14 protein-coding genes are annotated in these 13,114 nt (G+C 44.1%); 4 read left to right on the top strand and 10 right to left on the bottom strand.

The window, feature by feature from the left end:
- Positions 1-359: 359 nt before the first annotated feature.
- Together emrD and R7Q41_RS14385 are read left to right on the top strand one after the other, a co-directional pair.
- A complete protein-coding gene (emrD, locus tag R7Q41_RS14390) occupies positions 360-1,565 on the top strand; it encodes a multidrug efflux MFS transporter EmrD (RefSeq protein ID WP_005374234.1) in 1,206 nt (401 codons plus the stop codon).
- Between the two features lie 311 nt (positions 1,566-1,876).
- Positions 1,877-4,042: a S9 family peptidase gene (locus tag R7Q41_RS14385; RefSeq protein ID WP_318144543.1), complete on the top strand. Its 2,166-nt coding sequence runs from the start codon at positions 1,877-1,879 to the stop codon at positions 4,040-4,042.
- Between the two features lie 218 nt (positions 4,043-4,260).
- Here the strand turns inward: R7Q41_RS14385 and R7Q41_RS14380 are convergent, their stop codons facing one another.
- The 10 genes from R7Q41_RS14380 to R7Q41_RS14335 all read right to left on the bottom strand — a co-directional run bounded on the left by R7Q41_RS14380 (position 4,261) and on the right by R7Q41_RS14335 (position 11,863).
- Positions 4,261-5,256, bottom strand: a complete 996-nt coding sequence (locus R7Q41_RS14380; protein WP_017635534.1) for a porin — start codon at positions 5,254-5,256, stop codon at positions 4,261-4,263.
- A gap of 215 nt (positions 5,257-5,471) precedes the next feature.
- On the bottom strand, positions 5,472-6,341 hold the full coding sequence (locus tag R7Q41_RS14375; protein WP_053307119.1) for a metal ABC transporter solute-binding protein, Zn/Mn family: 870 nt from the start codon (positions 6,339-6,341) through the stop codon (positions 5,472-5,474).
- A 22-nt stretch (positions 6,342-6,363) separates the two neighbouring features.
- Entirely contained in the window at positions 6,364-7,239 is an 876-nt protein-coding gene (locus tag R7Q41_RS14370; protein WP_005374244.1) for a metal ABC transporter permease, read from the bottom strand.
- A complete protein-coding gene (locus R7Q41_RS14365) occupies positions 7,239-7,967 on the bottom strand; it encodes a metal ABC transporter ATP-binding protein (protein ID WP_005374248.1) in 729 nt (242 codons plus the stop codon). Before R7Q41_RS14365 ends, R7Q41_RS14370 begins: the two co-directional genes overlap by 1 nt.
- Complete coding sequence (locus R7Q41_RS14360) at positions 7,967-8,893, bottom strand: metal ABC transporter solute-binding protein, Zn/Mn family (RefSeq protein ID WP_005374249.1); 927 nt, start codon at positions 8,891-8,893, stop codon at positions 7,967-7,969. Before R7Q41_RS14360 ends, R7Q41_RS14365 begins: the two co-directional genes overlap by 1 nt.
- A 22-nt stretch (positions 8,894-8,915) precedes the next feature.
- On the bottom strand, positions 8,916-9,467 hold the full coding sequence (locus R7Q41_RS14355; RefSeq protein WP_005374250.1) for a DUF6162 family protein: 552 nt from the start codon (positions 9,465-9,467) through the stop codon (positions 8,916-8,918).
- A complete protein-coding gene (locus tag R7Q41_RS14350) occupies positions 9,464-9,784 on the bottom strand; it encodes a hypothetical protein (protein WP_005374251.1) in 321 nt (106 codons plus the stop codon). The genes R7Q41_RS14355 and R7Q41_RS14350 overlap by 4 nt, the downstream gene beginning before the upstream one ends.
- Positions 9,785-9,826: 42 nt before the next feature.
- Positions 9,827-10,657, bottom strand: a complete 831-nt coding sequence (locus R7Q41_RS14345; RefSeq protein WP_005374252.1) for a DUF4198 domain-containing protein — start codon at positions 10,655-10,657, stop codon at positions 9,827-9,829.
- A 15-nt stretch (positions 10,658-10,672) separates the two neighbouring features.
- Positions 10,673-11,212 carry a DUF2271 domain-containing protein gene (locus tag R7Q41_RS14340; protein ID WP_017635538.1) on the bottom strand — a complete coding sequence of 180 codons (540 nt, stop codon included), beginning with the start codon at positions 11,210-11,212 and terminating at the stop codon, positions 10,673-10,675.
- A gap of 21 nt (positions 11,213-11,233) precedes the next feature.
- Complete coding sequence (locus tag R7Q41_RS14335; RefSeq protein WP_005374254.1) at positions 11,234-11,863, bottom strand: PepSY-associated TM helix domain-containing protein; 630 nt, start codon at positions 11,861-11,863, stop codon at positions 11,234-11,236.
- A gap of 281 nt (positions 11,864-12,144) precedes the next feature.
- On the opposite strand from R7Q41_RS14335, the gene R7Q41_RS14330 reads away from it, so the two are divergent.
- Both R7Q41_RS14330 and R7Q41_RS14325 read left to right on the top strand, forming a co-directional pair.
- Positions 12,145-12,597, top strand: coding sequence for a hypothetical protein (locus R7Q41_RS14330; RefSeq protein WP_033906230.1), 453 nt, complete (start codon positions 12,145-12,147; stop codon positions 12,595-12,597).
- On the top strand, positions 12,594-13,082 hold the full coding sequence (locus tag R7Q41_RS14325; RefSeq protein ID WP_064354474.1) for a hypothetical protein: 489 nt from the start codon (positions 12,594-12,596) through the stop codon (positions 13,080-13,082). Before R7Q41_RS14330 ends, R7Q41_RS14325 begins: the two co-directional genes overlap by 4 nt.
- Positions 13,083-13,114 lie beyond the last annotated feature (32 nt).

Raw genomic sequence — 13,114 nt, 5'->3', positions numbered from 1 at the left:
CCTCTACCTTTTATTCACTCGTTTCATCTTGAACTCAGATCAACCGAGCAGACGCTTTATTTTTGCACTTTAACCATTAAAACCAGTTACCTATAAGGCTCATACTATTCACGAAAAGCAAAAGATTTAACGTAAATAGACAAAGAAATGCACCTCTTTTTGAAAACAAAATCGGATTAGTTTTTCTAATTGAAATCATAGATTTTTATCTTGCTCGACTTCACAGTTTTCGATTGCTAATTATACAAGCAAGCACTATTATCTCGCGCAAATACCCCCGCAACACAAGAAGTCAGTTGGCACTCTGTAAAAGAGCGCTAAGGGTTTTTACGTCTTAAATTTTTTGGAGAGATACGCAAATGTCTGCTTCGTTTCCATTAGCGAAACTTACCTTTTTAATCGCTATATTGACTGCCGTGGGTCAAATGACCCAGACAATGTACGTGCCTTCAATCGGTCATATGGCGGGCGAGTTTTTGGTATCTGCGTCATCACTTCAAGCTGTGATGGCTTGTTACCTAATCCCATATGGCTTGTCGCAATTTGCGTATGGCACACTATCGGACCGCTTGGGACGCAAACCGATCATCATCGTCGGGCTGCTTATCTACATCGCGGGTACACTGGTAGCATTATTTGCACATCAATTTGAATGGTTCTTGATTGGTAGCTTTATCCAAGGCTTAGGTATTGGTTGCGGCGGTGCGATGTCACGCACTCTGACTCGCGATTGCTTTGAAGGCTCTGATCTACACAGAGCAAACAGCTTAATTAGCATGTGTGTGATTTTCTCACCATTAATGGCACCAGTATTAGGCGGCTACCTAACAGAAGCTTTCGGATGGCGGTCGAGCTACTTGTTCTTAGCGCTATTTGCTATCGCGGTTGTGATCACCATGATGACAAGCATGATGGAGACGCTACCAAAAGAGAAACGCAAATTCGAACCAGTAGCCAAAAGCTACAAACACGTTTTGTCTGACCGTCGCTTTCAAGGCTTTTTAATTTGCCTGGTTGCAACATTCGCAGGTGTGGGTGTATTCGAAGCGGCGGCTGGGGTGTTGTTAGGTGGGGTATTAGAATTACCTGCAACAACGGTAAGTTTGCTGTTTATATTGCCGATCCCAGGTTACTTGGTGGGTGCGGGCTTATCTAGCTACATCGCAAGACGTCGCTCTGAGCGTCGTGCTCTAAATGTAGGCTTGGTCTCTATTTTTGTAGGCTCTGCTATTGTGCTCATCCCAGGCTTGTTTGGTTTAACCACGGCATTAACGCTGGTTGGAGGCGCAACCGTGTACTTTTTGGGTGCGGGCATTCTCTTCCCAGCAGCAACAACTGGAGCGATTGCGCCATTCCCATACCATGCAGGAACAGCAGGCGCGACATTGGGTGGCATGCAAAACTTGGGGGCAGGTGTAGCAACTTTGCTCGCGTCACTATTTCCAGCGCATAACCAGATGCCTTTGGGCATTTTGATGATGGCAATGTCGGTAATTGCAATGCTTGGGTTAATGTGGGTGAATCGAGCACACAATCACTCAAACGAAGTACCGCAAGTTATCTGATCATTATCAGCTTACTTTCAAAATCCAAAAGGGACACACTCAACAAGTGTGTCCCTTTTTTCATATCACACTATATCGATTTCCCGATGAGAATGATTTAACTTTCGAATTGATATTTGTTAAAAATAACAGCTGCTTACACAATGTGTTTTCAGCTTCCTTCAAATTGAGTAGCCAACTCGAAAATATTGAGGATTCTCACTTTTTCGGCATACCCCATAACAAAGAATGGACAACTGAAAACCACTAACAAAATGAAAGCCCAGCCCTCAGGATGAGGCCACTTGAGTGTACAATAAGGATAAAATCAGATGCGTTTCACTTTAACTACGTTGGCCGTCTCGGTCGCGCTTGTCGCCGGATGCAGCAATCAAGGAATCCCCAGCATGACTCAATACTCCCAAACACAGATCGTTGCTCAACAAACTCAAGCTCCGGTTGCGAAAAAAGTCCCTCACTCGATGACTATTCATGGCGATACCCGCGTTGATAACTACTACTGGATGCGTGACGACGAACGTAAAGACCCTGAAATTTTACAGCACCTAGAGAAAGAAAATCAGTACGCAGAAACCGTTCTAAAGCACACTGAAACACTTCAAGATACGCTATTTGAAGAAATTAAAGGGCGCATCGCAAAAGACGACAACTCAGTACCGGTTCGTAAAGGCAACTACTTCTACTCCAGTGAAGTGACCGGAGATAACGAGTACGAAGTCCATTTGCGAGCTAAAGACTTTGCAGGCAAAGACAAACAAATCATTTTAGATGTCAATGAACTAGCAAAAGAACATGAATTTTTCAGTATCGGCGGCCTATACGTTAGTCCGAATGAAAACTTATTGGCGTATGGCGAAGACACATTAAGCCGCCGCGTGTACACCCTTAAGATCAAAGACCTGACAACAGGCAATTACCTACAAGATGAAATCGAAGGGGCCTCAAGCGCTGTCGCATGGCAGAACGATAACAACGCCTTTTACTACATCAAAAAAGATCCACAGACCTTATTGGGCTACCAAGTTTATCGTCATGTATTGGGCACACCACAAAGCAGCGATGAGCTGATTTTTGAGGAAACCGACAGCGCCTATTACACCTCACTAAGCAAAAGCAAAGATGGCGAAGATATTTATATCTGGCATTCGAGTACAGAAACCAGTGGGGTCTCTATTATTGATGCGAACAACCCTAAAGCAAAGGCGAAACCGTTCTATCCTCGTGAAGATGGCATTGAATACAGTATTTCTAAGCTAGGCGATTGGTACTACATTTATACTAACTATCAAGCCGTCAACTTCCGTTTGATGAAAGTTCATCAAAATGACATGCATGACCGCTCTAAATGGCAAGATGTGATTGCCGCAGACGACAACACTCAACTTGTCGACTTCGAGTTATTCGATGATCACATCGTCTATGAGCAGCGCTCTAACGGCCTAGCAAGCGTCACTGTACGTCAGCTTTCAACAGGAAAAGAACTCCCCCTCACATTTAATGACGATGCGTTTGCTGCCTATTTGACAGGTAACCTAGAGCTGGATAACGAGAAAGTTCGTATTTATTACAGCAGTTTAACCACTCCAGGAACCTACTACGATTTCGATCTAAAAACGGGCGGGTCAGAAATCATGAAGCAAACACCTGTACTTGGTGATTTTAATCCTGACAATTACCAATCAGAACGCATCATGGTCACAGCCCGTGACGGTAAAGAAGTACCCGTTTCTTTGGTGTATCGTAAAGACTTATTTAAGAAAGATGGTACGAATCCACTCTACCAATATGGTTATGGATCTTATGGCGCAACCATTGAGCCAACTTTCCGCTCGACACGTTTGAGTCTATTGGATCGCGGCTTTGTTTACGCCATTGCTCATATTCGTGGATCTGAAATGCTTGGCCGCCCTTGGTATGAAGACGGTAAAAAACTAACCAAGCAAAACACATTCAACGACTTTATTGATGTGACTAAAGGTTTGGTTGAACAAGGCTACGGCGCGAAAGATAAAGTCTTCGCTGTTGGTGGCTCTGCAGGAGGTCTCTTAATAGGGGCTATCATCAACCAAGCACCAGAACTGTACCGCGGTATCGGTGCACATGTTCCGTTTGTGGACGTGGTAACCACCATGCTCGATGAATCGATTCCATTGACCACCAATGAGTATGATGAATGGGGTAACCCAAATAACAAAACATACTATGACTATATGTTGAGTTACTCGCCTTACGACAACATCAAGGCGCAAAACTACCCGAACATGTTGGTAACGACTGGCTTGCACGACTCTCAAGTACAGTACTTTGAACCAATGAAGTGGGTCGCCAAACTTCGTGAAATGAAGACAGACGATAACGTCTTGTTGTTCAAAACCGATATGGAAGCCGGACACGGCGGCGCATCTGGTCGATTTAAACGCTTAAAAGAAGATGCGCTAGAGTATGCCTTCTTCCTCGATTTACTCGATAAAAAATAAGCGTATTAATAGAACTGCATCTCTTCTAACAACAAAAATGCCCGCAAGTTGCGGGCATTTTTTATAGACGCACTCTCTAAACAAAGAGTGGGGTTACCTAAGCACAGAATGACTAGCGTCTCTTATAGCCAAAGGATAGCAGAAAGAAAAACGCCTACTCACAACGAGTAGGCGTTAACACAATAAATGTGTTTAGGCAGTAGAAACTGGCCTATTTATTAGAAGTAGTAACGAGCACCTAGAGTCCAGTAGTCGTTCTCTTCATTGTTGTAGTCGTTACCTAGATCAAACTGGTAAGCTGCAAACGTTACGAAAGCAGGAGTTACAGCGTACTCTGCTTGTAGCGCAGTTTCGCTTGAAACTGTCTTATTGTCTTCTTCGTCTTCTACGCCTTCGTAGTTAACGCTGAATGTCCAATCGTTTACGCCGTATGCCAAAAGAGCTTCAAGTTGAGAAGTGTCTTTACGCATTTGGTAGAAGTACTCGTTCATACCGTATACTACTGCTGCGTATAGACCTGAACCGTACTGACCGTAGTTTACAGAGAATAGGTGTGATTCAGCGTTCTTAGTACCTAGAGTCGCGTTTTTAACATCACCACCGCTGTATACGTAGCCTAGACCAAAGCCAGCTACAGAACCGCTCAATGCAACTTGACCACGTTGCTCGTATGTTGTTGCATCTGAAGTTTGCTCACCTTGCCAACCTAGACCTAGGTTGAAAGCAAAACCTTCACCAAATTCAAAACCTTTACGGTAGCTAAGCATTTTATCAGCACGAGCTGAGCCTAGGTTGCCGTGGTTGTCGTACAAAAAGTCGTTCGCAAACGCGATTGGTAGATCCGCAACGCCAGCGACATCGTAGTAAGGTGACCATTGAGTACCTGCTACTAAACGGCCAAACTGCTCATGAGTAGCACCGATGTAACCTAGACGAGTTTTGAACGATTGCTCGCCACCGTTTAGGTAGTTAAGCGCCCATTCACCTTTAGCGTCGATAGTAATACCGTTGCCAATGTCTTTCTTACCCGCAACGTTAATACGTGGAGACACTTGGTGAACTTTTACATCTTCTTCGAAATACTCACCCACGCCAACTGAAACGTGACCGCCGATCGATAAAGATGTACCATCGCTGTTGTAAACTTCTGCTGCGAAGGCCTGTGAACCACATGCTAGTGCCGCCACTGCAACGGCTAGAGTTTTCATTTTCATTGTTAACATCCGTATAGTTGTTTGTACCGGTTCGCTTAGAAACAGATTAAATCCGAATCAATCGCAACGAACACATAACAAAGTAGTAATGAAATAGAAATGAAACAAACACTTTCTTATGCAACCAGTGGTATTAATGCTCACATTTTGAACTGAGTCACAAAAAAATAGGGAACTTTTCATTCCCCATCATAAAATCTGTGGCTTTTTACGTGTCACATCTCCCAACGTGCGAGTGGCTTCTCAGTTTTGATACCCTTACTGCCCCAGCGGTCAATAACATCAATTTGCAGTATGCGGCTCGGTTTAATAAGCGATGTCAAGGTTTTCGACGGTCGTTTATCCGTCACTAACCATAGCGTTTTATCTTGTTCAAACTGAGCTTTTAAAGATAATTTGTCTTCTTCTGTCCACTCGAGTTCCGGCTTAAATTCGCGCCCAACCACAAACAATTGGTTGCCAGAGGCAAAGTCCTCTAATGACTCACTCATCAGTACCACTGAATCGATGCCTTTATCGAAGATCTCTGCCTGTTGTTGGTTGATCAGTTCACGCACATTGAGCATAAGAGCCTGTTGATTCGTTTGAATAGCCTTTTGGTGTTCAGGATATACACGTTGTAGATCCTCTCCAACAATGCCCGCCATTCGGATTAAGTTTGTAGGGTTCAGCCATGCGTACTTCGATGTTGACCCGTTTTCCAATGTCAGTACTGCAACTCCTTGAGCTCTAGGAGAAATGGCCTGCGATGCATCGATTTCAATCAAGTGAATGTTGCCCTGTCGAGCGTAAACATAAGTCGGGTCTTGTTTCCAAATCGCACCAAGAGTAACAGCAACCGTCGCGGCTTGACCCGCTTGCTTAACTTGCTCTGTACCTTTATTTGCGAACCAGTTCTCAAGACGCTCAACGCCGTAACGCTTTGGAGGCAGATACTGAGTCTCTATCCCTGTACCTTTCATGAGTTGCTCAGACAACATGTACGTGACGGGAGTGCTGGTTAAAATGTCTTTGGCGCTTGCCAACGATGGAAGTGTTGTCGCTATAACCAAACCAAAAGTTATCGCTAATTTTTTTATCTTCATGTTCATTACTTTATAAAAAGGGTTACGCTTTTTGGATAATTCGGTAAACCGTTGCTGTTAGGAAAAATGCCGCAGAAACAATGATGATGGATGCGCCTGATGGCACTGGTAGCTCAAGCTCCATCGGCAGTATGGTTCCTATTAAACACGCAATGGTTGCCAATAAAGAAGAAAGGAGAACAAAACTGCCCATGCGTTTAGTCAATAACCTAGCCGTTGCACCAGGAATCAGTAGCAATGCACCAACCAATACCGCGCCAATAATCTTTACCGCGGCGATGGTGACCAAGGTGATCATCATGACAAATAAGTAATCATAAAAGCTGGTATTAAAGCCGCGTACACGTGCAATATCCGGGCTGATACAAGTTAGCAAAATGCGGTTAAACGTTGGAATAAGAAGCAGTAATATGATCAAACAACTGATCGCTAAAATAAGGATATCGTTGTCCGTCACAGTCAAGATCGAGCCAAACAACACGTTCTCCAACATGTGAATGTTGATCTTACGAGCAACGTACATTAACAGCGCAGCACCAACCGCTAACGCTAATGCAAGAAAAACCCCAACCAGTGTGTCGTAAGGTACATTCGTACGATTACGAACAAAGTGAAGCAACAGCGCAAAAATCATACAAAAGCTAAACAATCCGATGATCGGATTCTCTGGCGGCTCACCGAGCAACACACCAATCGCGATTCCGGTAAGCGCAGCATGCCCAACCGCTTCAGAGAAAAAAGCCAGTCGCTTGGCGATGACTAATGTACCAAGACCACCAAGTAATGGTCCTAATATCAGCGCTGCCACAATTGCGTTTACCATGAAGGCATAAGAAAAGCTATCGCTTAACCATCCAGCTTCAACGCCGCTAACCGCTAACTCTCGCAACCAATCCATTATGCAGCCTCCACTTTTGCTGTGTAGTGCTTGAATAATGTTTCTATACGATCAGGGCTTAGCACATCTGAATGGTGACCTGACGCCACAATTTGACGATTTACGACATGGACCTGCGCATCTAAACGGCGCACGGCGGTCACGTCATGATGTACTGCCACCACCGTTTTGCCTTCTCCAACAACTTCATGAATCAAACCTTCAAGATATCGAACACCTTGCTCATCCATGCCAGTTGTAGGTTCGTCTAAAACCAATAAATTGGGCTCATCCAGTAAAGCTTGCGCAAACAAAACACGCTGTTGCTCACCGCCAGAGAGTTGCCCCATACGACGGTCGCTACGCGTTGCCATACCCACGCGATCCAGCTGGGCCAGGGCATGTTGAGTTTGTTTCGTTTTACGTCGCCAAAATAGAGGGATACGAGTTTGGTTAAGCAGTACAAAATCCATCACGGTTAACGGGAGGCTTGCTTCAAACATCGCTTTTTGTGGCACATACCCTATCTTCCCCGATGCAGCTGATGGTTCTGGCCAATTGAGCGCTATGTTTCCCGAAAATGGCGTGAGTCCAAGTACCGAACGAAGCAAAGAGGTTTTACCACCGCCGTTCGGTCCCATAATCACGTGACATTTCGCGTTCTCGAATTCGGCGCTGATGTTCTGCAAAATGATATTGTCGGCGTATTTTAGGCCCACGTTACTTAAGGAAACGGAAGGTCCAGTCATCACGCCTTTTCCCCTGCTCGCTTACTCGCCACAAATTTCATGGCTTCGATTAGTGTTTCCACATTATCTCGCATCTCAACCTCGACTTTATCAGCCTCATACTCACCGTGAGTCATGTGAGAAAAGCGATAAAGCTGCACCCCGGTCGCCTCTTCGATGGTATCAACAAAGCGATTCGGCATATTGAGCTCATAAAACAGAACATCAATGCCCGATTCACGAATTTTCTCTATCGTTTCCTGTAGCTGACTTGCACTTGGTTCTACACCATGAGCAGGCTCAATGACAGCGGCAACGTCAACACCAAACTCCTGAAGGATATATCCGTAAGCATTGTGGGTTGTCGCCACCTTCATACCAGCCGTGTCCAACTCACCAAGAGACAACATTGCATCACGCTTCATCAGGCGAAATGTTTTCGCGTATTTACGAGCATTTTGGCGATAGAACGTAGCATTGTCTGGGTCCAATTGGCTTAGCTCACTCGCGATGGTGTAAACCTTTTGAATGGTTGTTGATAGACCGACAAAGGTGTGAGGGTTCACTGCTCCTTGACCAACAGACTGCCCCATAGCGGGCAATAAAGGCACTTCTTTGTTCGCTTCTATAACCACGAGATCATCACGCTGAGAAGCCTTGATCACTTTCAGTGCAAAATCGTCATGACCAATACCATTGATCACTATTACGTCCATTTCATTTAAGCGCTTAAGATCATTAGGTTGTGGCAAATAGTTGTGAGGATTAAAACCAGCATCAACCAAAGGAACGATGTCCGCCTTCTCACCAACAACGGCTTTAACATAGCTGTAATAAGGTTGAAGCGTAATACCAATACTGAGTTTATCGGCAGCAAAGCCAGTAGAAGACACCGTCAATAACGCGGTGGCTGTAAGAATACGACGTAAAAGAGAGCGTTTGATCATAGTACTTATCAATTATGTTGTCTTAATGGGCGTGAGAATGAGAGGAAGAGTCTGACAGAACGATTTGTTTCCACCCGAAATCGTGGCGTTTAGCTAGATCGCTTAGTCCCTCCACATTTAACGAACGGCTAGAATCATTAAACCAAATATCAGCTTGAGAACTGCGGCTATCCAACAGCATGGAAGCAGAGCCTTGGGCACTGGTCTTCACGCCAATGTAGACACCGTCATCAATTCGTTGCCACTGATGAGAACCTTTACGCTTCCAGTTTTGGTCTTTCACGAACGGAGCAATCCAAAGCACCTCCATATCAGAGATCTCAGGCCAAGTTCCGGTATCTAACTGCAAATCACGAATCTCTTCATGAGCGAGCTTAAGCTCAGCGATCAACCCCAACTCATTTTGATGTAAATCCGTGATTAACACTTGATGAGACTGCATGTCTGGCTTTTCAGTCGCGACCTGATGGTAGGGCATAAGTATGGCTGCTGAACTGAGAATTGCTGCGATTGTCAGTGCGACCCACTTTCCTTCTCGGTTACCATCATCAGGGCGAACTTTCTGTACACTCATTTCTCTTTCAGCTCAACGATATCCACTTCCACCGGGCTTTCATGTCCGGCATCAAATACCAAATAGAAATCTGTTTCAGGGTGAGTAAATTCTGCGATGGAACGCTTATCTGTTTTTTCTTTGGCGATCAGATTGTCGTCGTAATCGTACATTTCGACATCGTAGTCGACCGCTGTCGATCCATCCGAGTAGCCCGCTTCACAAATCACTTTATCTTGCGCCAAGTGACAGCTCATCAGAGGAAAATGTGCAGCAGCGTGAAAGGACGCAAATCCAGAAAAAAGCAAAACCGCTTTTAGAAGAGAAGTGTTATTCATGATAATTCCAAAATGGCCCAGCAATTGCTGAGCCTAATTCGATTAGTTAAGTTGAGTTTCAAACGTAAGGTGAACATTGGCACTCGCTTTATCCGCCAATGGATTATCTTTTAATTCACCTTTGTAGTTCGCTTTCATTAAGTAGCGCCCGGCGACTTCTGGCGTGAAGATCACTTTGCCATCTTTATCGCTCACCACATCGATTTGTTCTTGATGGTTTCGGTACATGGTACCTTCACGTGTAATCTCAGCAGTAACGCCCTCTTGTGGCTCTCCGTTAAAGAAAAACTGGAAAGTCACAGGCTCACCTTCAATGATGTCCGATGGATGCGTGATCGGTTTCATCTCCAGCATTTTGCCTTCAATCTCCAACGCTTTGTCCGTTGGCATACCAACCGTAATGTAGCTTTCTGCTCGGGTGTAACTTAGTTGAGTAACCACATCACGCGCTTGCTCAGGAAGCACGTCACCACGCTCAGCTTTGTTTGCTCGCGCCCATTTCACCGTATCACGACGGCCCGCTTTGTATTGTGTGTAGTAGCTCGGCTGATTATTAATCGCGACTTTGTGCGTGCCTTCTTCTGTAAAAAAGAAATCAAACATAGAGCGACGCTTGCCACGAACAACAAAGTTAGGACGCTCAGAGCGACCATCCGGCATCACCACAAATGCCTGATCACTACCCGCAGGCTTATCAAAAACAAACGTTCCGTGAGAGGCAGTAACATCAAATGTCAGCCAGTCACCGCCTTCTTTAGAAACCGTAAAGTGAGAGGGCAGAACCCAACGTGGATGTGCTTGTGCGGTGGTGGTTACAGCCAATCCCATTGCCATTACACTCGCCAATGCCACTGCTTTCATTTTGGTTTTCATTGTTGTGTCCTTTAATCACTTAACTTGATAATTGACGGTGATGACACCCGTCTCTTGTGTTGGTTTAAGCTCATAGCGCACGTCACTGTCCGCTAGCGTTATTTTTTGACGTAAGTAGTTTCGCCCACCGTGTTCACGAACGACCTCGACGTACAACGTGTAATTTCCTTGTTCCAAACGCTCCCCTGCGTCATTGGTTCCATCCCAGACAAAGCGGTATTGACCAGCAGGACGTGTTGCAGAAGTCACCGCATCAACAAGTTCACGATCATAACGACCCGCTTTTCTCCACCAGCTGCGTAGATCTTTTAACCATTCGTCTTTCCCTACCCATAACTGGATGGTTTTAACCGGTTTACGCTGATCGTTTTCAACCCAAACCGCCACATAAGGGCGTGCATACATTGAGGTATCTATCTTTGGAAGTTCGAGTTCGAAGTCGACCTTCGCGTTATCTGGTAGAGGCGCCGCGGAAAGAGAGAAAGGAGTAAAAGCCGCGATCAAAGCGGCTTTACAAAAGTGATTACGGCGGAAAAATCTTCCTGTGTTCAACATAAGTGTTCTCTAAAAAAGCTGTTATGGAACAGCAACAAAATAAATTACGAGCGACAGTAACGTACCAAAGCTCATCCATTGCATTGACGTTCTGAGCGTCTTCTTCTTAGGCAGTAACAAGCACACGCCTGTAAGAACAAAAAACACCATCAAAAGCGCAGTGACGTCGATAAACCACTTCCAAATCCCACCACTGTTGCGTCCTTTATGTAGATCGTTCAGCAGCGCAACAATACCGTAGTGCGTCGTTTCGACGTCTGCTGCACCAGTAGTCATATCAATAAAGACCGTAGCGTTATAACCCGGGCCTTTAAAATCCATAGAAAGCTCTCCGAGTAACAACTCACCTTGCTCAACTTCGGTATACACATCTAGTGCGGAGGGAGTGCCGCGAAGCTCGGTTTCTTTAGTCAAGAAAGCCACCAGCCCTTCACGATTAGGTTGAAAGGTATCTGAATGTGAGAATAAAACTGAGTGCGGAACCGTCAGAGTATGTTGTTGAATGATAGGTTCGCTGCGTTCAAACAATTCGGGGCGATTGAGGGTAATACCAGTTACTGCAAAAAACAGCGTAACTAAGAGAAGAGCCATCGAAATATAGATATGTAGGCGGCGAGCCCAAGTTTGAACACCTTTGCTTTTAAGCAACATAGAAACAATCATCACCAATAAATGTGGGGCATAATTTAGGTGATAATCATTCGTATTGGCATTTAATTTACATTGTTTACTTTTTCAATTCAGCTTGGCTTGCGCATGTTTTAGCTATTTGGGCCAATGCGAGTTACAGGTTGCCTACCTTTTAGATAATAATCATCTCAATTAAAATAACTAAAAGTTAAACCACTTCCTCAATTCGCAAAAATGACATAGATCTCATATAAACGTAGGTTACTATGTTCTTTTTAACCTAATTACTTTCGGTGTAAAACATGAATAAATGTCCTGCGATCATCGGTATTGTATTTGATGAAAAGAGTTTGAAAGCTATCGATAGAATAAATGAATTACATGAATTAGAGAGATCGGCCAAAGTATTTATTAGCTTGGGTAACCTTTGGAGTATTTTTGGAGGAAACTCCCTGAAGGGGACAGCGAGTAGTGGCCTATCTAAAGCAATTACTGCTATTCCCGCCAAACCAGGATGGGAAACCGCTAAAAATGTTAGCATTGGATTAGGAAGAGGAATTTCTTCTGATGCAAGCCAAACTGCTTGGAGTATATCACAAGCTAATTGGGAGTATTACTTCAAATCATATAGTGCCTTAGATCAGATCAAGCTGAGAGAAATCGAAAAAATCGCCACTTTCCAAGCACTTGATCATGTACACGATAGCAAGCAATATAGATTTTGGAAAGCGATCTCAGATGGATGTAAAATATGAACAAGAACGCTGTAATAATACTCTTATCATTTTTCTCAAGTGTCGCTTTAGCAAATGCAAAATTTGAAGACAGTTTATTTAAAAATGTAAGCCAATCTATTGATAATTATGGTGCTAAGATAAAGCAGTGTGAGTCTATGGCAAAACAGAATACGCCTGACAAAAAAACCCTAGAGTATTCAAAGAACCATATAGAAGCATTAACTCCTGTTCTGCCGTTTTTAAGCGAAAAAGCTTTTGAAGCTTGTGTCTTAAAAGAGAAACAAGAACTAGCATATTACTTATTAATAGCAAAAAATAACGCTTCAAGAACCTCAACATTAAAGCTTGTAGAATCGACTGAAAGCCTTACTTTTCATATCGAACCTACATCTATAGAAAAGTTTGAAACACTGAGCAAAGTACATCAAGAATATATAGAGAAAAGCCCCTTTTTCTCCCGACCATTTGATGCGTTAGCCTTTTATGAAAAACTCATGCAGTAAATAGCCTTTATGACTTTAGACAAAAAAAATAC

It is taken from the genome of Vibrio sp. 2096 (genome assembly GCF_033339595.1).
Lineage (GTDB): Bacteria > Pseudomonadota > Gammaproteobacteria > Enterobacterales > Vibrionaceae > Vibrio > Vibrio alginolyticus.
This window is presented reverse-complemented; position numbering and strand designations above follow the sequence as displayed.

Bases quoted from the DNA above. Each gene is read 5' to 3' on its own strand.
- emrD (WP_005374234.1), top strand. From the start codon at position 360: ATGTCTGCTTCGTTTCCATTAGCGAAACTTACCTTTTTAATCGCTATA.
- R7Q41_RS14385 (WP_318144543.1), top strand. From the start codon at position 1,877: ATGCGTTTCACTTTAACTACGTTGGCCGTCTCGGTCGCGCTTGTCGCC.
- R7Q41_RS14380 (WP_017635534.1), bottom strand. From the start codon at position 5,256: ATGAAAATGAAAACTCTAGCCGTTGCAGTGGCGGCACTAGCATGTGGT.
- R7Q41_RS14375 (WP_053307119.1), bottom strand. From the start codon at position 6,341: ATGAAGATAAAAAAATTAGCGATAACTTTTGGTTTGGTTATAGCGACA.
- R7Q41_RS14370 (WP_005374244.1), bottom strand. From the start codon at position 7,239: ATGGATTGGTTGCGAGAGTTAGCGGTTAGCGGCGTTGAAGCTGGATGG.
- R7Q41_RS14365 (WP_005374248.1), bottom strand. From the start codon at position 7,967: ATGACTGGACCTTCCGTTTCCTTAAGTAACGTGGGCCTAAAATACGCC.
- R7Q41_RS14360 (WP_005374249.1), bottom strand. From the start codon at position 8,893: ATGATCAAACGCTCTCTTTTACGTCGTATTCTTACAGCCACCGCGTTA.
- R7Q41_RS14355 (WP_005374250.1), bottom strand. From the start codon at position 9,467: ATGAGTGTACAGAAAGTTCGCCCTGATGATGGTAACCGAGAAGGAAAG.
- R7Q41_RS14350 (WP_005374251.1), bottom strand. From the start codon at position 9,784: ATGAATAACACTTCTCTTCTAAAAGCGGTTTTGCTTTTTTCTGGATTT.
- R7Q41_RS14345 (WP_005374252.1), bottom strand. From the start codon at position 10,657: ATGAAAACCAAAATGAAAGCAGTGGCATTGGCGAGTGTAATGGCAATG.
- R7Q41_RS14340 (WP_017635538.1), bottom strand. From the start codon at position 11,212: ATGTTGAACACAGGAAGATTTTTCCGCCGTAATCACTTTTGTAAAGCC.
- R7Q41_RS14335 (WP_005374254.1), bottom strand. From the start codon at position 11,863: ATGTTGCTTAAAAGCAAAGGTGTTCAAACTTGGGCTCGCCGCCTACAT.
- R7Q41_RS14330 (WP_033906230.1), top strand. From the start codon at position 12,145: ATGAATAAATGTCCTGCGATCATCGGTATTGTATTTGATGAAAAGAGT.
- R7Q41_RS14325 (WP_064354474.1), top strand. From the start codon at position 12,594: ATGAACAAGAACGCTGTAATAATACTCTTATCATTTTTCTCAAGTGTC.